Annotated in this window: 20 protein-coding genes and 1 tRNA gene; 4 read left to right on the top strand and 17 right to left on the bottom strand. The window is 65.3% G+C overall.

The window, feature by feature from the left end; genetic code table 11:
* Positions 1-12: 12 nt before the first annotated feature.
* From QZM15_RS15800 to QZM15_RS15740, 13 genes are all read right to left on the bottom strand, one after another.
* Entirely contained in the window at positions 13-426 is a 414-nt protein-coding gene (locus tag QZM15_RS15800; RefSeq protein WP_059638816.1) for a MerR family transcriptional regulator, read from the bottom strand.
* 56 nt (positions 427-482) lie between these two features.
* A complete protein-coding gene (locus tag QZM15_RS15795; protein WP_302106710.1) occupies positions 483-869 on the bottom strand; it encodes an integration host factor subunit alpha in 387 nt (128 codons plus the stop codon).
* Between the two features lie 72 nt (positions 870-941).
* Positions 942-3371, bottom strand: coding sequence for a phenylalanine--tRNA ligase subunit beta (gene pheT / locus QZM15_RS15790; RefSeq protein ID WP_302106709.1), 2430 nt, complete (start codon positions 3369-3371; stop codon positions 942-944).
* Between the two features lie 98 nt (positions 3372-3469).
* Positions 3470-4483 carry a phenylalanine--tRNA ligase subunit alpha gene (pheS, locus tag QZM15_RS15785; protein WP_302106781.1) on the bottom strand — a complete coding sequence of 338 codons (1014 nt, stop codon included), beginning with the start codon at positions 4481-4483 and terminating at the stop codon, positions 3470-3472.
* Between the two features lie 148 nt (positions 4484-4631).
* Positions 4632-4991 (bottom strand): 50S ribosomal protein L20, encoded by a 360-nt coding sequence (gene rplT / locus QZM15_RS15780; protein WP_004192938.1) that lies wholly within the window; start codon positions 4989-4991, stop codon positions 4632-4634.
* A 30-nt stretch (positions 4992-5021) separates the two neighbouring features.
* Complete coding sequence (gene rpmI, locus QZM15_RS15775) at positions 5022-5219, bottom strand: 50S ribosomal protein L35 (RefSeq protein ID WP_004191477.1); 198 nt, start codon at positions 5217-5219, stop codon at positions 5022-5024.
* Positions 5220-5409: 190 nt separating this feature from the next.
* On the bottom strand, positions 5410-5934 hold the full coding sequence (gene infC, locus QZM15_RS15770; protein WP_081066449.1) for a translation initiation factor IF-3: 525 nt from the start codon (positions 5932-5934) through the stop codon (positions 5410-5412).
* Between the two features lie 49 nt (positions 5935-5983).
* Positions 5984-7891, bottom strand: a complete 1908-nt coding sequence (thrS, locus tag QZM15_RS15765; RefSeq protein ID WP_006486105.1) for a threonine--tRNA ligase — start codon at positions 7889-7891, stop codon at positions 5984-5986.
* A 271-nt stretch (positions 7892-8162) separates the two neighbouring features.
* Positions 8163-8239, bottom strand: a tRNA-Val gene (locus QZM15_RS15760).
* An 84-nt stretch (positions 8240-8323) separates the two neighbouring features.
* Positions 8324-10558: a bifunctional (p)ppGpp synthetase/guanosine-3',5'-bis(diphosphate) 3'-pyrophosphohydrolase gene (locus tag QZM15_RS15755; protein WP_059575806.1), complete on the bottom strand. Its 2235-nt coding sequence runs from the start codon at positions 10556-10558 to the stop codon at positions 8324-8326.
* A 39-nt stretch (positions 10559-10597) separates the two neighbouring features.
* A complete protein-coding gene (locus tag QZM15_RS15750) occupies positions 10598-10951 on the bottom strand; it encodes a RidA family protein (RefSeq protein ID WP_006486103.1) in 354 nt (117 codons plus the stop codon).
* 79 nt (positions 10952-11030) lie between these two features.
* Complete coding sequence (locus QZM15_RS15745; protein ID WP_060318229.1) at positions 11031-11927, bottom strand: alpha/beta fold hydrolase; 897 nt, start codon at positions 11925-11927, stop codon at positions 11031-11033.
* Between the two features lie 123 nt (positions 11928-12050).
* Positions 12051-12959: a LysR family transcriptional regulator gene (locus QZM15_RS15740; protein ID WP_099316343.1), complete on the bottom strand. Its 909-nt coding sequence runs from the start codon at positions 12957-12959 to the stop codon at positions 12051-12053.
* Between the two features lie 135 nt (positions 12960-13094).
* Here QZM15_RS15740 and QZM15_RS15735 point away from each other — a divergent pair, with 135 nt between their 5' ends.
* From QZM15_RS15735 to QZM15_RS15725, 3 genes are read left to right on the top strand one after another with little or no spacing between them, the layout of a single operon-like run.
* On the top strand, positions 13095-13652 hold the full coding sequence (locus QZM15_RS15735; protein ID WP_302106780.1) for an ester cyclase: 558 nt from the start codon (positions 13095-13097) through the stop codon (positions 13650-13652).
* 11 nt (positions 13653-13663) lie between these two features.
* Positions 13664-14674, top strand: a complete 1011-nt coding sequence (locus QZM15_RS15730) for a polysaccharide deacetylase family protein (RefSeq protein ID WP_302106708.1) — start codon at positions 13664-13666, stop codon at positions 14672-14674.
* 38 nt (positions 14675-14712) lie between these two features.
* The gene (locus QZM15_RS15725; protein WP_302106707.1) at positions 14713-15426 is read left to right on the top strand and encodes an SDR family oxidoreductase; all 714 of its coding nucleotides are present in this window, start codon (positions 14713-14715) and stop codon (positions 15424-15426) included.
* A gap of 75 nt (positions 15427-15501) precedes the next feature.
* Here QZM15_RS15725 and QZM15_RS15720 read toward each other — a convergent pair whose 3' ends face one another.
* Positions 15502-16143: a CoA transferase subunit B gene (locus QZM15_RS15720; RefSeq protein WP_059575820.1), complete on the bottom strand. Its 642-nt coding sequence runs from the start codon at positions 16141-16143 to the stop codon at positions 15502-15504.
* Position 16144: 1 nt separating this feature from the next.
* Positions 16145-16849 carry a CoA transferase subunit A gene (locus QZM15_RS15715; protein WP_302106706.1) on the bottom strand — a complete coding sequence of 235 codons (705 nt, stop codon included), beginning with the start codon at positions 16847-16849 and terminating at the stop codon, positions 16145-16147.
* A 219-nt stretch (positions 16850-17068) separates the two neighbouring features.
* Here QZM15_RS15715 and QZM15_RS15710 point away from each other — a divergent pair, with 219 nt between their 5' ends.
* Positions 17069-17614 (top strand): LuxR C-terminal-related transcriptional regulator, encoded by a 546-nt coding sequence (locus QZM15_RS15710; protein ID WP_059575823.1) that lies wholly within the window; start codon positions 17069-17071, stop codon positions 17612-17614.
* A gap of 122 nt (positions 17615-17736) precedes the next feature.
* On the opposite strand, the gene QZM15_RS15705 is transcribed toward QZM15_RS15710, so the two are convergent.
* Positions 17737-18177, bottom strand: coding sequence for a thioesterase family protein (locus QZM15_RS15705; protein ID WP_302106705.1), 441 nt, complete (start codon positions 18175-18177; stop codon positions 17737-17739).
* A gap of 32 nt (positions 18178-18209) precedes the next feature.
* On the bottom strand, positions 18210-18992 hold the full coding sequence (locus QZM15_RS15700) for an SDR family oxidoreductase (RefSeq protein WP_011545236.1): 783 nt from the start codon (positions 18990-18992) through the stop codon (positions 18210-18212).
* Positions 18993-19052 lie beyond the last annotated feature (60 nt).

Below are 19052 nucleotides of genomic sequence, written 5' to 3'. Positions count from 1 at the left end.
CGCGGCGCGCACTCAGTCGTGTTTCAGTCCGTCGATCACGTCGAGCAACGCCTGCCGCAACGCGATGACGTCGACGTTTTCGCCGGGCTTGCCCGCCCCACGCGCATCGTTTGCCTGCGCGTCGGATTCGACTGGCTCCGCCGCGGCCCGCTCGCTGCCCGGCGAATCGAGCCGGTTGCGCGCGCCGTTGATCGTGAAGCCCTGCTCGTACAGCAACTCGCGAATCCGCCGGATCAGCAGCACCTCGTGATGCTGGTAATACCGCCGGTTGCCGCGCCGCTTCACCGGCCGCAACTGAGTGAATTCCTGTTCCCAGTAACGCAGCACATGTGGCTTGACCCCGCACAGCTCGCTGACTTCGCCGATCGTGAAGTAGCGCTTCGCGGGAATCGGAGGCAAAACGACTTTCTCAACCGTGGTGGTCATCGTCGGTTAACCGTCGGTAAGGGATGCGCGGGGCCGCGCAGGGGCGCCGGCGCGTGTTACTCCGCGCCGTTTTCGACCAGCGCCTTCAGTTTCTGGCTCGCGTGGAAGGTTACCACCCGGCGGGCCGCGATCGGAATCGCCTCGCCCGTCTTCGGATTGCGGCCCGGACGCTGCGGCTTGTCGCGCAACTGGAAATTGCCGAACCCCGACAGCTTGACGCTTTCACCGTTTTCGAGCGCGTCGCGGATCACTTCGAAAAACGCCTCGACCATGTCCTTCGCTTCACGCTTGTTCAGCCCGACGCTGTCGAACAACAGCTCCGCCAGTTCCGCCTTCGTCAGCGTCGGCGTCTCGGTGGACGTCGGCGCCGAAGCGTCGCGGTTCATCGCGCTGCGTTGCGCCGTCAGGAGGGCTTCGAATTCACTCGAGGTCATGTCGTTCATATCTGCCATACAGCGCGTTGAATCAAAACTTACGATGGAAAAAAGCCGCCCGCGAACGGGCGGGCCCTCTCCTTAGCCGCGCAGACGCGCACCGGCACGCGCCATCCGCTCGACCAGCGTCTGGATCGCCTGATCGACGACCTCGTCCTGCAGCGTGCCAGCCGCGTCCTGCAGCGTCACGCGGAATGCAAGGCTCTTCTCGTTCGCGGCAAGGCCACCGGAAGTATTTGATTTTGCACGAAATTCGTCGAAGAGTACAACCTTCTGAACGAATCGGCAGGCGTCTTCCGCAAGCGCCTTCTTCATTTCGTCGAAAAGGGCCTGTACCTCGACCGCCTGATCGACGACAACGGCGATATCGCGACGGACCGGCGGGAATTTCGACACGTCGGTCGGCGCGGGCAGCGCACGTGCGATCAGCGCGTCCGCGTCGATCTCGAACATCACCGGCGCGTGCGACAGCTCGTACTTCTGCATCAGACGCGGATGCAGTTCGCCGATCCAGCCGACCGCGCGGCCGTCGACCTCGATGCGTGCGCTGCGGCCCGGATGAAGGGCCGGATGCTCGGCCTTCACGAAGCGTGCCACCGCCGGCGCGAGCAGCGCTTCGAGATCGCCCTTCACGTCGAAGAAATCGACCGCGCGGGTCGCCACGCCCCACTGCTCGTCGAGTGCCGGACCGTACGCAAGCGCACCGACGCGCTTCGGCTGCGCATGACCCTCGACCGCCAGCTCGCCGGCCTTCACCGACGGATCGGCGACGAACACGCGGCCCGACTCGAACACGCGCACGCGATCGGCGCGACGGTTCAGGTTGTGGCGCAGCACGGCGATCAGGCTGCCGAACAGCGTCGTGCGCATCACCGAAAGCTGGCTCGCGATCGGATTCAGCAGACGAATCGGGTTGTCGTTGCCCGCGAAATCGCGCTCCCACTCCGCATCGACGAAGCTGAAGTTGACGGTTTCCGCGTAGTCGCGCGCGGCCAGCGCGTGACGGATGTCGTGGATCGAACGCCGCGTTTCGTGGGTCGCGCGCATTTCGCTCGTCGCGACCGGCGGCCGCGCGGGGATCTTCTCGAAGCCGTAGATGCGCGCCACTTCCTCGATCAGGTCTTCCTCGATCTCGATGTCGAAGCGGTGCGACGGCGGCGTGACGAGGAACGCGTCGTCTTCACGCTCGAACGGCAGGCCGAGGCGCGTGAAGATGTTCGCGATCTCGTCGGCGCCGATCTTCACGCCGATGATGCGGTTCGCGCGCGACACGCGCATCTTCACCGGCGCGCGCTGCGGCAGGTTCACCGCCTGATCGTCGACCGGGCCGGCCTTGCCGCCGCAGATCTCGAGGATCAGTTGCGTGATGCGCTCGACGTGTTCGACGGTCGTCGCGTAATCGACGCCGCGCTCGAAGCGATGGGCCGCATCGGTCGAGAAGTTGTACTTGCGCGCGCGGCCGCGGATGCTGTCCGGCCACCAGAACGCGGCTTCCAGGTAGATGTTGGTCGTATCGAGCGTGACGGCCGTGCTGTCGCCGCCCATGATGCCGGCCAGGCTTTCGACCTGACGGTCGTCCGCAATCACGCCGACCGTTTCGTCGAGTTCGACCGTGTTGCCGTTGAGCAGCTTCAGCGATTCGCCGCGCTTGCCCCAGCGAACCTCGATGCCGCCGTGGATCTTGTCGAGATCGAACACGTGCGACGGGCGGCCGAGTTCGAACATCACGTAGTTCGAGATGTCGACGAGCGCGGACACGCTGCGCTGGCCCGAACGCTCGAGGCGCTCGACCATCCACTGCGGCGTCTTCGCGCGCGCGTTCACGCCGCGGATCACGCGGCCCGAAAAACGGCCGCACAGATCCGGCGCGGCGATGCGCACCGGCAACGTTTCGTCGAGCTCGACGTTCACCGGGCGGATGTCGACCGGCGTCAGCGGCGCGCCGGTGATCGCGGCCGTCTCGCGCGCGATGCCGAACACCGACAGGCAGTCGGCCTTGTTCGGCGTCAGCTTGATTTCGAAGATCGTGTCGTCGAGATTGAGGGTCTCGCGGATGTCCTGGCCGATCGGCGTGTCTTCCGGCAGGATCAGCAGCCCGCTGTGGTCTTCCGACAGCTTCAGCTCGCGCGCCGAGCACAGCATCCCCTGGCTCTCCACGCCGCGCAGCTTCGACAGCTTGATCGCGAACGGCTTGCCGCCCTCTTCCGCCGGCGGCAGTTCCGCGCCCACCAGCGCGACCGGCACCTTGATGCCGGGCGCCACGTTCGGCGCGCCGCAGACGATGTTCAGCGTCGCGCCGGTGCCGGCGTCGACCTGGCAGACATTGAGCTTGTCCGCATCCGGATGCTTGACGACTTCGAGCACGCGGCCGACGACGATCTTCGACGTCGGCGGCGCCGCCTTGCTCAGCGATTCGACTTCGAGCCCCGCCATCGTCAGCGCGTGCGACAGCTCGTCGGTCGTCAGCTGCGGGTCGACAAAGGTTCTCAACCAGGATTCAGGGAATTGCATGGATGTCTACGTTCGAAACGGGTTAGATCGGCGCCCGGGCCCCTTCGGAAACGTCCGGCGGGGGCATGCACGGGCACATGTCGGCGCGGCGAGCAGCGTTACGCGAACTGGCGCAGGAAACGCAGATCGTTCTCGAAGAACAGCCGCAGATCCTGCACGCCGTAGCGCAGCATCGTCAGGCGCTCGAGGCCGCTGCCGAACGCGAAACCGATGTAGCGCTCGGGGTCGAGGCCCATGTTGCGGATCACGGTCGGATGCACCTGGCCCGACCCGGAAATTTCGAGCCACTTGCCGGCGTTCTTGCCTTGCTCGAACATCATGTCGATCTCGGCCGACGGTTCCGTGAACGGGAAATACGACGGACGGAAGCGCACGAGGATGTCGTCGCGCTCGAAGAATTTTTTCAGGAAGTCGGTATAGACGCCCTTGAGATCGGCGAAGCTGATGTTTTCGTCGATCCACAGCCCCTCGACCTGATTGAACATCGGCGAGTGGGTCGCATCGCTGTCGACGCGATACGTGCGGCCCGGTGCGATCACCTTGATCGGCGGATGGTTCATGCGCGCATAACGCACCTGCATCGGGCTCGTGTGCGTGCGCAGCAGCAGCTGGCGGCCGTCGGCATCCTTGCCTTCGACGTAGAAGGTGTCCTGCATCGAACGCGCCGGATGGTTCTCCGGGCTGTTCAGCGACGTGAAGTTGTACCAGTCGGTCTCGATTTCGGGGCCGTCGGCCACGTCGAAACCGATCGAGCCGAAAATCCGTTCGACCCGCTCCCACGTGCGCATCACCGGGTGCAGGCTGCCTGTGCCGGCGCCGCGGCCCGGCAGCGTCACGTCGATCGCTTCGGCGGTGAGGCGCTGATTCAGCAGCGCGTCGGCCAGTGCCTGGCGACGGGCGGTGAGCGCGGCTTCAACCTGCTGCTTCGCGACGTTGATGCGTGCGCCTTCGGTCTTGCGTGCTTCGGGATCGAGCTTGCCGAGGCCCTTGAGCAACTCGGTCAGCGCACCCGATTTACCGAGAAATCGAGCTTTCTCGTTTTCGAGCGTGGTGATGTCGGCAGCCTGTTCGAAGGACTGCTGCGCGTCGGCGACAATCTGGTCCAGATCCATAGATCCCATCATTTCCAACGTCATTCGGTCTTGGCGAGAAAATCTACTCACCAAACAAAAAAGGGGCTCGGAAGAGCCCCGTTTTCGCTGCAGCGGCCGAGACTACCGGAACCTCGCTGCAACTAACCACGCAGTGCTAATTTCGCAATTAGGCTGCAACGGCGGCTTTCACCTGCTTGACGATCGCAGCAAAAGCAGCCTTGTCGAACACCGCCATGTCGGCCAGCACCTTACGGTCGAGTTCGATCGACGCCTTCTTCAGGCCGTTGATGAACACGCTGTAGGTCATGTCGTGCTGGCGAACTGCCGCGTTGATACGCGTGATCCACAGTGCGCGGAACACACGCTTCTTGTTGCGGCGATCGCGGTACGCGTACTGACCAGCGCGCATCACCGCCTGCTTGGCGATGCGGTAGACGTTATTGCGACGGCCGCGATAACCCTTGGCCAGGTTGATGATCTTCTTGTGGCGGGCCCGTGCGGTTACCCCACGTTTGACTCGAGGCATGTTTCTCTCCTTGGAGTATCAGTTGAGGGGTTACGCGAACGGGAGCATCGCGCGGACGGAGTTCAGATCGGAATCGTGAACTGCCGTTGCGCCGCGCAGATGGCGCTTGTTCTTCGTGGTTTTCTTGGTCAGGATGTGGCGCTTGAAGGCTTGACCGCGCTTGACGGTACCGCCCGGACGCACCACGAAGCGCTTTGCAGCGCTCTTCTTGGTCTTCATCTTAGGCATGACGAACAACTCCAGTTTATTAGATGGCGATGGGTGTGCGGTTGGCTTGCGCCCTTGACCCGCCCTTCGAAACCCAGTCCACTTGTGTACGGCGAACCGCTTGCGCAGCCGCCGTCGTTGCTGGCGCGCCGCCCTGACCGGGCAACGCGCCGAACCACTGTCGAACCTGCGCGCGATGCGCGCGGGCCCGTTACTTCTTTTTCTTCGGCGAGAGCACCATGATCATCTGGCGCCCTTCCATCTTCGGCATCTGCTCGACCTGGCCGACTTCGTCGAGATCCGTGCGCAGACGCTCGAGCATCCGCATACCGATTTCCTGGTGAGCCATTTCGCGGCCGCGGAAACGCAACGTGATCTTCGTCTTGTCGCCCTCTTCGAGGAAGCGCACGAGATTGCGGAGCTTGACGTTGTAATCCCCGTCATCGGTACCCGGACGGAACTTGACTTCCTTGACCTGGATGACCTTCTGCTTCAGCTTCGCTTCGTGCTGCTTCTTCGATTCCTGGTACTTGAACTTGCCGTAATCCATCAGACGGCAAACCGGCGGCACCGCTTGCGGCGCGATTTCCACCAGGTCAACATCCAGTTCTTCCGATTTACGGAAAGCGTCAGCGAGTTTTACGATACCGAGCGGTTCATTCTCGATCCCGACCAGGCGCACTTCCGGCGCAGTGATTTCACCGTTGATGCGGTGCGACGACTTATCAGTAGCGATGTTACGTTTCCTCTAAAAATTAAAAAAACGAGCCGCGCTGCCAGGGCGGTTACTTGAACGAGCGCAGGTCTTCCTGCAGACGCTCAACGAAGGCTTCGACCGGCATAACGCCAAGGTCGACGCCGCCACGGGCACGCACGGCTACCGTTTGCGCATCACGCTCCTTATCGCCCACGACGAGGAGATAAGGCACCTTTTCCAGCGTGTGCTCGCGTATTTTATAGCTAATCTTCTCGTTGCGCAAATCGGCCGCCACTCTAACCCCTTGTTTTTGCAACGATTGGGCCAGAGACTGCGCATATTCGGCCTGACTTTCGGCGATATTGAGCACAATTGCCTGGTACGGCGCGAGCCAAACCGGCATTGCACCAGCATGGTGCTCGATCAAAATGCCAAGGAAACGCTCCATCGAACCGACGATCGCACGGTGCAGCATCACCGGCCGGCGGCGGCTGTTGTCTTCCGCCACGTACTCGGCGCCCAGGCGCTCCGGCAGCACCATGTCGAGCTGCAGCGTGCCGCACTGCCACGAGCGGCCGAGCGCATCCTTGATGTGGTACTCGATCTTCGGGCCGTAGAACGCACCCTCGCCCGGCAACTCTTCCCACGTGAGGCCACAGGCCGTCAGTGCATCGCGCAGACCCTGCTCGGCGCGATCCCACGTCTCGTCCGTACCCGCACGCTGGTCGGGGCGCAGCGACAGCTTGATGTCGATGTGATCGAAACCGAAATCCTTGTACACGCTCATGGCCAGCGTGTTGAACGCGATCGATTCCGAGATGAACTGGTCTTCCGTACAGAAGATGTGCGCATCGTCCTGCACGAAGCCGCGCACGCGCATCAGGCCGTGCAGCGCACCCGACGCCTCGTTGCGGTGGCACGAGCCGAATTCCGCGTAGCGCAGCGGGAGATCGCGGTACGAGCGCAGGCCGTGCTTGAACACCTGGACGTGGCCCGGGCAGTTCATCGGCTTGATCGCGTAGTCGCGCTTCTCCGACTCCGTCGTGAACATGTTCTCGCGATAGTTCTGCCAGTGGCCCGACGCTTCCCACAGCGAGCGGTCCATGATCATCGGCGTCTTGATCTCGAGATAGCCGGCTTCGTTGACGCGGCGGCGCATGTACTGCTCGACCTGCTGCCACAGCGCCCAGCCCTTCGGATGCCAGAACACCATGCCCGGCGACTCTTCCTGCATGTGGAACAGGTCGAGCTGCTTGCCCAGCTTGCGGTGGTCGCGCTTTTCCGCTTCCTCGAGCATGTGCAGGTACTGGTCCTGGTCTTCCTTCTTCGTCCAGGCCGTGCCGTAGATCCGCTGCAGCTGCTCGTTCTTCGAATCGCCGCGCCAGTACGCGCCGGCGACCTTCATCAGCTTGAAGACCTTCAGCTTGCCGGTGGACGGCACGTGCGGGCCGCGACACAGATCGGTGAAGCCGCCGTGCGAGTACAGCTTGATTTCGTCGCTTTGCGGAATCGATTCGATGATCTCGGCCTTGTACTTCTCGCCGATGCTGCGGAAGTAACCGGCGGCCTCGTCGCGCGACACGACACGGCGCGTGACCGGCTCGTCCTTCTTCGCGAGTTCCTGCATGCGCTTTTCGATCTTTTCCAGATCTTCCGGCGTAAACGGGCGGTTGTACGAGAAGTCGTAATAGAAACCGTTGTCGATCACCGGGCCGATCGTCACTTGCGCGTCCGGATACAGTTCCTTCACCGCATACGCGAGCAAGTGGGCGGTCGAATGGCGGATGATGTCGAGGCCGTCGGCATCCTTGTCGGTGACGATCGCGAGCGACGCGTCGCGGTCGATCACCGTCGACGTATCCACGAGCTCGCCATCGAGCTTGCCACCAAGCGCAGCCTTCGCAAGACCGGGACCGATCGAGGCCGCAACCTCGGCGACTGTCACCGGATGCTCGTATTGTCGAACTGAGCCGTCAGGCAAGCGTATCGAAACCATAGCACTCTCCGTGATGCCGACAGTGGGCGGCAGACCAGGTACGCGAGATCGAACTCACGCATGAAAATTTCGCGACAAAAAAAATGCGGCCCCGCTTTCGAGGGGCCGCATTCGATACTTCACTCAAACTGAAAGGGCGAAAACGTTCCTCGACTAGCGTCGCTCCGAAGTGGTTTCGGTCAACGTTCGCGGTGTCATAACCGTATTCGCCTTGTTCGCGTTGAGTTGTGTACTGCTTCGAACACCCGGAGGCCGGGCATTCTCAATTCGTTGGTAGGCTCGATTGGACTCGAACCAACGACCCCCACCATGTCAAGGTGGTGCTCTAACCAGCTGAGCTACGAGCCTAGAGAAGCTGAGATTATATGGGGCGGCGGCCGGCTTGGCAAGTGTTTTATGCGGCCGCAGCAAAATGACGCCGTTCCAACCCCATTACGACTTCCGCCCCGCCCGCACGACGCCCTGCACCTCGCCGAGCAGCGTGCACGCGCGCTGCACCTGCGCCGAATTCGATACCTCGACCGTGAACTGCATGAACGCCGCATTGCGGCGGCTCTGGGTCTTCACGCCCACGACGTTGATCTTTTCGCGCGCGAACACTTCGGAGATATCGCGCAGCAACCCTTGCCGGTCGCTCGCCTCGATCATCAGGTCGACCGGATAGACGGACGCGCCGCGCCCGCCCAGCACGTCGGCCGACCAGGTCGTCTGCAGCACGCGCTCCGGCGCGCGCTCGACCATCCGGCGAAACGTCGGGCAGTCGCTGCGGTGGATCGACATTCCCTTGCCGCGCGTGACGAAACCGCTGATCGGATCGGGCGGCGCCGGACGGCAGCAGCGCGCCAGTTGCGTCAGCAGCGCGTCGACGCCCACCACCAGCACGCCGGTCGACGCGCCGTGCGCGACGCTCGCACCGCTGCTGCGCTTCTCGAAATCGGCCGGCGCCTCGGGCGCCGGTTCCGGCGGCGGCGCATCGGACAGCGCGTGCTCGACGTTGCGCAGGCTGAACTCTTCCTTGCCGACGACCGAGAACAGTTCCTCGGGCGACTTGAAGCCGAGCTTCGCGGCGAGGTTGTCCAGGTTGACCGACGTCTTGCCCTCGCGCTGCAGCGTCTTTTCGACGAGCGCGCGGCCGTGCGCGACGTTTTCTTCCTGCTCGATCGAGTTGAACCACGCACGCACCTTCTGCCGCGCGCGCGAACTCTTCAGGTAACCGAGCTGCAGGTTCAGCCAGTCGCGCGACGGCCCGCCTTCCTTCACCGCAACGATCTCGACCGTCTGGCCGTTGGCGAGCGGCGTGTTCAGCGGCACCATCGCCCCGTCGACGCGCGCGCCACGGCAGCGATGGCCGAGCTCGCTGTGCAGGTGGTACGCGAAATCGACCGGCGTCGCGCCCTGCGGCAGCGCGATCACGCGCGCCTGCGGCGTCAGCACGTAGATGTGGTCGTCGTCGAGCGACGTCTCGCGCAATTGCGCCCACGCCTGATCGCCCGACACTTCGGCGCCGTCCTCGACGTCGTCCTTCCATGCGAGCAACTGGCGCAGCCACGCGATCTTCTCGTCGTACTTGTCGCTCGCCGAGAACTGGCCGCCATAGCCGCGCGCGCCGGCCTCCTTGTAGCGCCAGTGCGCGGCGACGCCATACTCCGCGAAACGATGCATCTCCTGCGTGCGGATCTGCACTTCGAACGCGCGGCCGTCGTCGCCGATCACGACCGTATGCAGCGACTTGTAGCCGTTCGGCTTCGGCCGCGAGATGTAGTCGTCGAATTCCTTCGGCACCGGCTGCCACAGGTGATGCACGATGCCGAGCACCGCGTAGCAATCCTTGATGTCGGGCACGATCACGCGAAACGCGCGCACGTCGTACAGCTCGGAGAAATCGAGCTCCTTGCCGCGCATCTTGCGCCAGATGCTATAGATATGCTTCGGCCGGCCGCTCACGTCGGCCTGGATGTGCGCCTGCGCGAGCTCGTGCTGCAGCCGCGCGATCGCCTGCGTGACGTACGCCTCGCGCTCGATGCGCTTTTCGTCGAGCAGCTTCGCGATCCGCTTGTAGGTGACGGGATCCTCGAAGCGGAACGCGAGATCCTCGAGTTCCCACTTCAGTTGCCAGATACCGAGACGGTTCGCGAGCGGCGCATAGATCTCGAGCGTCTCGCGCGCGACGTCGGGCGGCGGATCGAGCTTCGCGGCCGCGTAGTAGCGCAGCGACTGCAACCGCGACGCGAGCCGGATCAGCACCACGCGGATGTCCTGCGCGAAGGCGAGCAGCATCTTGCGCAGCGCCTCGATCTGCGTGCGCCGCTCCTCCGCCGCGTCCCGCCCGGCGTCGGGCTTCGCGTTCTGCGCGGCGCGCAGGCTGACGGTACCGAGCCGCAACAGCTTGCGCACGTCGGCCACGAGCCGCGCGACCTCGTCGCCGAAACGCTCGGTCAGCTCGCGCTCGGGGTCGCTCAGGTGCGGCGTCAGCACGAACAGCGCGGCGGCCTGCATCGCGTGCGGATCGACGTTCAGCGTGCGCATGATCGCCGCCGTGCCCGCCGAGTGATCGGCGAGCAGCTCGCCCGACGACAGGCGCGCGTCGCCGGCCCGCTCGCGCACGAACGCGAGCACGTCGTCGAACGACGGCGCCGCGACGGGAGAAGCGGAAACGGATTCGGTCATGGCACGGCCTGCCGGAATACGGTCATCGTCGGATAACGCTCAGCTCCGCTGCGCGGCGACGACCACGATCTCGACGAGCAGCGCCGGATCGGCGAGCTTCGCCTCGACGGTCGCGCGCGGCGGCGTGTTGCCCGGTGCGACCCATGCGTCCCACTCCGCATTCATGCCTTCGAAGTTCGCGAGATCCGAGATGTAGATCTGCACCGACAGCAGATGCGCCTTGTCGCTGTTCGCTTCGGCGAGCAGGCGATCGATGTGGCCGAGCACTTCGCGCGTCTGGCCGCGGATGTCCTGCGTGGTGTCTTCGGCGATCTGGCCGGCCAGATACACGGTACCGTTGTGGATCGCGGTTTCGGAGAGACGGGCCCCGACGTGGTGACGAATGACTGCCATGAAATGTTCCGGTCGTGATGGGTAAGGAATCGGGCGGCGGCACGGCCCACGTGCCGCCGAACCGCATATTATGACGCGTTTATGCGTCGCCTTCGACGAAAAACCGCCGCGCGAGCGCAATCTGGTCGGCGCTGACGAACGCCGGCGCGTGGCCCGCGCCCGGAATCTCGACCTGCGTCACATGCCGGCCGCGACGCACCATTTCATCCGCCGTCTCGCGCGACAGCAGGTCGGACGTCTCGCCGCGCACGACGAGCAGCGTCGCGTCCGTCGTCTCGATCGCGCGCCACAGCGCGGCCTCGCCGAGCGCGGCCAGCTCGGGCGTCGTCGCCTTGAACGGCTCGGCGATGCGCGGGTCGTAGCGCATCGTCCAGCCGCCTTCGGGCAATTCGTGCAGCAGCGGCCCGTTGATCTCGCGCCACTCGTCGGCGCTCAGCGCACCGAACGGCAGCGACAGCGACGTCAGATAGTCGATTCCCTCCTGCTCGGTCGCAAAGCGCGGCTGCACGCCGAGGTACTCGCCGATGCGCGTCAGCGAATCGGGCTCGATGCGCGGGCCGACGTCGTTGACGATCATCCGGCGAAGCGGCGAACCCGGCAGCCCGGCGAGCGCCATGCCGATCAGCCCGCCCATCGACGTGCCGAACCAGTCGACCGATTCGACGTCGAGCCGTGCAATCAGCGTCACCATGTCGGCCACGTACTGCGGAATCGCATAGAGCCGCGGATCGGCCAGCCGATCGGACCGGCCACGCCCGACGACATCGGGGCAGACGACGCGATACGTATCCGACAGCGCAGCGGCAAGCCGGTCGAAATCGCGCCCGGAGCGCGTCAGGCCGTGCACGCAGACGAGCACGCGCGGATTCGCGGGATCGCCCCACTCGGTATAGGCGACATGGTGAAGGCCGGCCGCGCTCGCGCACTGCACGCGCCGCTGGCGGGGAACCGCGGGATTCGCTGGGGTCGTTGGCATCGTTGGCATCCTGTCGAACGGGGGCGACGCGCAGGGCAACGCTTGCGGCGCCCGATGCAAACGATTGTAAACCGCTTCGGAATCACGAGGCGCCACGCGCCCGGCGCACCGCCCGGGACGGGTTCAAGCGTCGCGGCGCCACGCGTGACGCAACTGCTCGCGCAGGAAATCGACGAACGTCCGCACGCGCAACGGCACATGGCGGCCGCCGGGATAGACGGCATGCAGCGGCGCCGCGGGCGCCTCGAAGGCCGGCAGCACGCGCACGAGCCGACCGGCATCGAGATCGGCGCCGACGTCCCAGATCGACTTCAATGCAATGCCCGCGCCTTCGAGCGCCAGCGTGCGCGCCGCGCCGCCGTCGTTCGTCAGCAGCGCGGCCGTGACCTCGACCGCCACGTCGCCTTGCGCGCCGTCGAACCGCCATTCGGCACGCGGCTGGTCGCCCATCACGATGCATCGGTGCGCGCGGAGCTCGGCCGGATGAGCCGGCCGCCCGTGCGCCGCGAGATAGCCCGGTGACGCGCACAGCACGCGATGATTCGGCGCCAGCTCGCGCGCGATCATCGTCGAATCGGCAAGATTGCCGATTCGCACGGCGACGTCGATGTCGGCTGCGAGCAGATCGACGACCGCATCGGTCAGCACCAGCTGCACGGTCAATTGCGGATGTCGCTGCTGAAAGGCCGCCACGAGCGGCGCGATGCGCAGGCGGCCGAGCTCGCCGGGCGCCGTCACGCGCAGCACGCCGCTGACCGTGCCGCGACGATCGCGCATCAGCGTTTCGGCATGCTCGACCTCGGCCAGGATGCGCAGCACCTGCGCGTGAAACTGCGCGCCGTCGTCGGTGAGCGTTTGCTGCCGCGTCGTCCGGTGCAGCAGGCGCACGCCGAGCCGCGACTCGAGATGCGCGAGCCGCTTGCTGACGACGGACAACGACAGGTCGAGCTCGCGCGCCGCCGCCGACAGGCTGCCGGCCGACACGATCCGCGCGAAGGTATCGAGCGCCGGAAAATCGTCGATGAGCGTCATGGTGCCAGCCTCGCTTCAATCTTTCCTTTTTTCGAAGAATCCATTCGCCTTTTGCCCGTATTTGCATGTAGAACGGAAACCTACCATACCTGTTCCGCGTCGTCGCATGACGCTCTTCACAGGACCCTCGAAATCATGTCGATCCGCCTTCGTTCGGCCGCCCGCCCCGTCGCGCACGCATTCGCGGCAGCCGCTTGCGTCGTGGCACTCTGGCCCGCCGCGTCCCAGGCCGCCGATCTCGTCTCGCCGCACAGCCTGACCGTCGCGGCAGGCTTGCCGGCCGCGCAGGCTCGCGCGCAAATCCTGGCCGCGCGCCGCTACGGCAGCTTCTGGAACACCGGCGACCCCGCCCTCGCCCGCGCGGCGCTCGCAGACGACTTCACCGACCAAACCCTGCCGCCCGGCCGCGAACAAGGCATAGCGGGGCCGATCGCGGCCTCCGGCACGATGCGCGGCGCGATCCCGGACCTGCGCTGCGACATCGAACAGATGATCGTGGCTGGCGACCGGGTCGTCGTGCACCTGCATTTCCGCGGGCATTTCACCGGCGCATTCAACGGAACGGCCGGGCGCGGACAGACAATCGACTTCATCGCGACCGATATCTACCGGATCGATCACGGCCGGATCGCGGAAAACTGGCACATCGAGGACAACCTGACGCTGATGCGTCAGCTCGGGCTCGTCGGCTGACGGAGGGGACGATGACTCACGATAACGACACGCCCGCGACACCCCTGCCGCGCCGCACGTTCCTGGCCCAGGCCGGCGCCGGGCTCGCCGCCGGCGTCGTGCTGGCCGCAGGCACGCCCCTGCCTGCCACCGCCGCGCCGACGCCGGCGCCCGCGGCGCCGGGCGCTACGCCGTTCTGGCCCGACGGCGCGCGGCTCGTGATCTCGATCTCGATGCAGTTCGAGGCGGGCGGACAACCGTCGACCGGCGCGGACAGCCCGTTTCCGGCCGTCGCGTTTCCGCCGTCGGTGCCGATCGATCTCGCGTCGGCCACCTGGTTCGCGTATGGGTACCGGGAGGGCATTCCGCGCCTGCTCGATCTGTGGGATCGACACGGCGTGAAAGTGACGTCGCACATGATTGGGGAAGCCGCGCGCCGGCACCCCGAACTGGCGCGCGAGATCGTGTCGCGCGGCCACGAAGCCGCCGCGCACGGCCCGACGTGGCGCGCGCAATTCGCGATGAGCCGTGACGACGAGCGCCGCTTCCTGACCGAAGCGCGCGACATGGTCGAAGCGGTGACCGGCCAGCGCCCGACCGGCTACAACTGCAACTGGCTGCGGCGCGGGCCGCATACGTTGTCGCTGCTGCAGGAACTCGGCTACGTGTATCACATCGACGACGTCAGTCGCGACGAACCGTTCATCGAGACCGTCGATGGTCGCGATTTCGCGGTGGTTCCGTACACGCTGCGCAACAACGACATCCTGCTGATCGAAGGCCGCAACTACTCGCCGACGATGTTCGTCGAGCAGATCAAGCTCGATTTCGACCAGTTGTACGCGGAAGCCGGCCACAGGCGGCGGCTGATGTCGATCAGTGCGCACGACCGGATCAGCGGCACGCCGCAGATGGTCCGTGCGTGGGACGATTTCCTGCACTACGCGCGATCACACCCGGGTGTCGCTTTCATGCGCAAGGACGACATTGCACGCTTCGCGCTGCATAGCCCGTCGACGCTGCGCGAGACCGAAACGATCTGACCGGATGCCGTTCAACTCATCACCCAGGAAAGACCTTCATGAATGATCCGCTCCACGGAAAGAAAGTACTCGTCGTCGGAGGAAGCTCCGGCATCGGCGCCGCCACCGCGACGGCATTCGCGCAACGCGGCGCGCGCGTGACGATCGCGTCGCGCGATCCGGGCAGGTTCGATATCGACGCCATACCGGGCGAGCACGTGCGAACCGAAACGCTCGACATCACCGATACGGCGAACGTCGATGCATTCTGCGCCCGCGCCGGCCAGTTCGACCACGTCGTGATTTCGGCCGCGAAGACGGCCACGGGCCCGGTCCGCGCGCTGCCGCTTGACGACGCGCAGGCGGCGATGGACAGCAAGTTCTGGGGCGCCTACCGCATCGCCCGCGCGATCGATATCGCGCCCGGCGGTTCGCTGACGTTCGTGTCGGGCTACCTCAGCGTGCGGCCGAGCGCGTCGTCGGTCCTGCAAGGCGCGATCAACGCGGCGCTCGAGGCGCTCGCCCGCGGGCTGGCGCTGGAGCTCGCGCCGGTGCGTGTGAATACCGTGTCGCCGGGCCTGATCGCGACGCCGCTGTGGGACAAGCTCGCTCCCGACGCACGCGACGCGATGTATGCGGGCGCCGCGCAGCGGCTGCCGGCACGCAGGGTCGGTCAGCCGGAGGATGTCGCGAATGCGATCGTGTACCTGGCGGCAACGCCTTATGCGACTGGCTCGACGGTGCTGATCGACGGCGGCGGCGCGATCGCGTGACACATGCGGTCATGACAAAACGCCCCGCGTTCCGTCGGGAACGCGGGGCGTCGAGGATGACGCAACGAGGTAATGTCAGGCCACGGCACTGACGTCGAGCGGTGCGCCCGTCTTCGCCTGGATCTCGTCGACGCTCACGCCGTCGGCGAGCTCGAGCACCTTCAGCCCGGCCGGCGTCACCTCGATCACGCCGAGATCGGTGATGATCAGGTCGACCACGCCGACGCCCGTGAGCGGCAGGTTGCATTCGTCGAGGATCTTGTGCTGATCGCCCTTCGCGACATGCTCCATCAGCACGACGACGCGCTTCACGCCCGCGACGAGGTCCATCGCACCGCCCATCCCCTTGATCATCTTGCCGGGGATCATCCAGTTCGCGAGGTCGCCCTGCTTGCTGACCTGCATCGCGCCGAGGATCGCGAGGTTGATGTGACCGCCGCGGATCATCGCGAACGAATCGGCCGACGAGAAGATCGACGAACCCGGCAGCGTCGTGACGGTCTGCTTGCCGGCGTTGATGAGATCGGCGTCGACTTCGTCCTCGGTCGGCGACGGGCCGATGCCGAGCAGGCCATTCTCCGACTGCAGCCACACCTCGACGCCTTCCGGCACGTGGTTCGCGACGAGCGTCGGCAGGCCGATGCCGAGGTTCACGTAGAAGCCGTCCTGCAGTTCCTTCGCCGCGCGCGCGGCCATCTGGTCACGATTCCAGGCCATGTCAGTCTCCTTTCCCGCGTACGACGCGTTGTTCGATGCGTTTCTCAGGCGTCGCGTTCAGCACGATACGCTGCACGAAGATGCCAGGCGTATGGATGTGGTCCGGATCGAGCGCGCCGTTCTCGACGATCTCCTCGACCTCGGCCACGGTGATCTTGCCGGCCATCGCGCACATCGGGTTGAAGTTGCGCGCGGTGCGGCGGTAGATCAGGTTGCCGGACTTGTCGGCCTTCCACGCCTTGACGAGCGCGACGTCGGCAGTCAGCGACGGTTCGAGCACGTAGTGGCGATCGCCGAACTGGCGCGTTTCCTTGCCTTCCGCGATCACGGTGCCGTAGCCGGTATTCGTGAAGAACGCGGGAATGCCCGCGCCGCCCGCGCGCAGCTTTTCGGCGAGCGTACCCTGCGGCGTGAATTCGAGCTCGAGCTCGCCGGCCAGATACTGGCGCTCGAACTCCTTGTTCTCGCCGACGTACGACGAGATCATCTTCTTGATCTGGCGCGTTTCCAGCAGCAGGCCAAGGCCGAAACCGTCGACGCCCGCGTTGTTGCTGATGCAGGTGATGCCCTTGACGGCCGAATCGCGCAACGCCGCGATCAGCGCCTCGGGAATGCCGCACAGGCCGAAGCCGCCCACCGCGAAGGTCTGTCCGTCGCGGACGATCCCCTCCAGCGCGGCAGCCGCGCTTGGATAGACTTTGTTCATCTGTTGTCCCTTCCTCTATGGAAACCAGCAAAACCGGTTCACGCGCCACGTGGCGCAAGCCCGCCGCACCATTCTATGCATGCGCGGCAATGCCTGCGTCGAAGCGCGCTGTTTTTATGTCGCGAACACCGCCGCGAGATGCCTGAAAGGGTACGATGTGACGCCGATGCGGCACAATACGCAAAAATACATAAGCATTTGCCTCCGCTTGCCTGCGCCATGCCCGAGCTCGATTACCAGACCGCCTTCCACCTCGCGCCGCTCGGCCTCGTGCTGTCGCGCGACCGGGTGATCGAGGATTGCAACGACGCGCTCGCGTCGATCTTCCGCTGCGCGCGGGCCGACCTGATCGGGAAATCGTACGCGGTGCTCTACCCGTCGACGGACGAATTCCAGCGCATCGGCGAGCGCATCGCCCGCGTGATGGTCGCGAACGGCGTCTACTCGGATGACAGAATCATGAAACGCGCGGACGGCGAGCTGTTCTGGTGCCACGTGACGGGCCGCGCGCTCGACCGCACCGCGCCGCTCTCGGCGGGCGTCTGGACCTTCGAGGATTTGAGCGCGACGCGCCGCGTCGCGGTCGAGCTGACCCCGCGCGAGCGCGAGATCGCCGCCCAGCTCGCGACCGGCAAGACCAGCAAGCAGATCGGGCGCGTGCTCGACATCAGCTCACGCACGGTCGACATCTATCGCGCGCGGCTGATGCGCAAATACGGGACGAACAACACGCCGGAACTGCTGCAGCGCCTGCTCGGGCAGTAAACGCGCATTGCATAGCATCGCGACGCGCGAATGACGATCGGCCGCGCGCGGCGGCCGATCCGGGGAAACATCGGGCACGGCGCGCCACCGGCGGCCTTGCGCCGGCCTGCCGGTATCCGCGCTCAGCCGACTTTCGTCGCGAGCGCGCGCTCGATCGTGTCGCGCAGCAGTGGCGGCAGCGGCACCGACTTGCCGAGCGCGTAGTCGACCCACACGCAGCGCGCGTTGCCGCGTGCATAGACATGCTGCGGATCGTCCGCGCGCGTGAGCTCGAAGCCGGTGTCGAAACTGCTTCGGCCGGGCTTTGCAGCCGACATCTTCGCGATCACGTCACCCGGATAGTGCAGTTGCTTCAGGAACTCCATCGACGCGGTGACGATGACGGGCCCCTGCCCCTCGCCGTTGCCGCCCGCAATGCCGAGCTGCTCGAACCACGAGATCCGCGCCTGCTCCATGTAGCGGAAATAGACCGTGTTGTTCACATGGCCGAACGCGTCCATGTCGCCCCAGCGGATCGGCATCGACATCTCAAAAACGGGAGAGTAATCGCTTGTTGCGTTCATTGCAGTCTTCTTTGTTGCGAAATGTCATCCGCTCACGCGAGGCCGAAGCCGTCGTCCGCGGAGATGATCGAGCCATTGATGAACTGCGACTCGTCGGCCGCGAGCAGCAACAACAGCCCGTCGAGATCCTGCGGCTTGCCGACGCGCCGGCGCGGCAGCATCGACTGCAGCTTCTGGCCCTGCTCGGTTTCCCACAGGTAATGATTGATTTCGGTATCGATATAGCCGGGACAGATCGCGTTCACGTTGATGCCGTGGCGGCCCCACTCCAGCGCCATCGCGCGCGTCATCTGCACGACCGCCGCCTTGCTCATCGCGTACAGCCCGATCTGCGGAAACACGCGCAGCCCGGCCACCGACGCGATGTTGATGATCCGGCACGGCGGCTTGCCGTTGCCGCCGCCGTTCGCGCGCATGATCATCCGCTTCGCGACTTCCTGCGCGACGAAGAACGCGCCGCGCGTGTTCGTATCGAACACGAATTCGAAATCCGCCGGGGTGACGTCGACGAGCTTCTGCATCGTCGACACGCCCGAATTGTTCACGAGGATGTCGATCGTGCCGGCTTCCGTCTCCGCATGCGCGACGGCCGCCTTGATGCTCTGGACGTCGGTCACGTCGAGCGACACGACGTGCGCGGCACCGCCCGCCGCCTCGATCTCCGCACGCAGCTCCTTCAGGCGCTCGACGCGGCGGCTCGCGAGCACGACCTTCGCGCCGGCCTGCGACAGCACCTGCGCAAAACGCTGCCCGAGGCCGCTCGACGCGCCCGTGACCAGCGCAACCTTGCCTTCCAGATTGATCGATCGACCCATTTGCACATCCCCTTTCGATGTCGTTGCGCCAGCCCAGGCTGGCACAGCCCGAGCGGCATT

Source organism: Burkholderia sp. AU44665 (assembly GCF_030504405.1).
GTDB lineage: Bacteria > Pseudomonadota > Gammaproteobacteria > Burkholderiales > Burkholderiaceae > Burkholderia > Burkholderia semiarida.
Note: the sequence above shows the minus strand (reverse complement) of the source record. Positions and strands in the feature narration are given on the sequence as shown.

What these genes read in the sequence shown, in the direction of transcription:
- pheT (WP_302106709.1), bottom strand. Translation starts at nt 3,371, where the DNA reads ATGCAATTCCCTGAATCCTGGTTGAGAACCTTTGTCGACCCGCAGCTG.
- QZM15_RS15705 (WP_302106705.1), bottom strand. Translation starts at nt 18,177, where the DNA reads ATGAACGCAACAAGCGATTACTCTCCCGTTTTTGAGATGTCGATGCCG.
- QZM15_RS15730 (WP_302106708.1), top strand. Translation starts at nt 13,664, where the DNA reads ATGACTCACGATAACGACACGCCCGCGACACCCCTGCCGCGCCGCACG.
- QZM15_RS15700 (WP_011545236.1), bottom strand. Translation starts at nt 18,992, where the DNA reads ATGGGTCGATCGATCAATCTGGAAGGCAAGGTTGCGCTGGTCACGGGC.
- rpmI (WP_004191477.1), bottom strand. Translation starts at nt 5,219, where the DNA reads ATGCCTAAGATGAAGACCAAGAAGAGCGCTGCAAAGCGCTTCGTGGTG.
- thrS (WP_006486105.1), bottom strand. Translation starts at nt 7,891, where the DNA reads ATGGTTTCGATACGCTTGCCTGACGGCTCAGTTCGACAATACGAGCAT.
- QZM15_RS15735 (WP_302106780.1), top strand. Translation starts at nt 13,095, where the DNA reads ATGTCGATCCGCCTTCGTTCGGCCGCCCGCCCCGTCGCGCACGCATTC.
- QZM15_RS15800 (WP_059638816.1), bottom strand. Translation starts at nt 426, where the DNA reads ATGACCACCACGGTTGAGAAAGTCGTTTTGCCTCCGATTCCCGCGAAG.
- QZM15_RS15750 (WP_006486103.1), bottom strand. Translation starts at nt 10,951, where the DNA reads ATGGCAGTCATTCGTCACCACGTCGGGGCCCGTCTCTCCGAAACCGCG.
- QZM15_RS15795 (WP_302106710.1), bottom strand. Translation starts at nt 869, where the DNA reads ATGAACGACATGACCTCGAGTGAATTCGAAGCCCTCCTGACGGCGCAA.
- QZM15_RS15710 (WP_059575823.1), top strand. Translation starts at nt 17,069, where the DNA reads ATGCCCGAGCTCGATTACCAGACCGCCTTCCACCTCGCGCCGCTCGGC.
- QZM15_RS15745 (WP_060318229.1), bottom strand. Translation starts at nt 11,927, where the DNA reads ATGCCAACGACCCCAGCGAATCCCGCGGTTCCCCGCCAGCGGCGCGTG.
- QZM15_RS15715 (WP_302106706.1), bottom strand. Translation starts at nt 16,849, where the DNA reads ATGAACAAAGTCTATCCAAGCGCGGCTGCCGCGCTGGAGGGGATCGTC.
- pheS (WP_302106781.1), bottom strand. Translation starts at nt 4,483, where the DNA reads ATGGATCTGGACCAGATTGTCGCCGACGCGCAGCAGTCCTTCGAACAG.
- QZM15_RS15740 (WP_099316343.1), bottom strand. Translation starts at nt 12,959, where the DNA reads ATGACGCTCATCGACGATTTTCCGGCGCTCGATACCTTCGCGCGGATC.
- rplT (WP_004192938.1), bottom strand. Translation starts at nt 4,991, where the DNA reads ATGCCTCGAGTCAAACGTGGGGTAACCGCACGGGCCCGCCACAAGAAG.
- QZM15_RS15720 (WP_059575820.1), bottom strand. Translation starts at nt 16,143, where the DNA reads ATGGCCTGGAATCGTGACCAGATGGCCGCGCGCGCGGCGAAGGAACTG.
- QZM15_RS15725 (WP_302106707.1), top strand. Translation starts at nt 14,713, where the DNA reads ATGAATGATCCGCTCCACGGAAAGAAAGTACTCGTCGTCGGAGGAAGC.
- QZM15_RS15755 (WP_059575806.1), bottom strand. Translation starts at nt 10,558, where the DNA reads ATGACCGAATCCGTTTCCGCTTCTCCCGTCGCGGCGCCGTCGTTCGAC.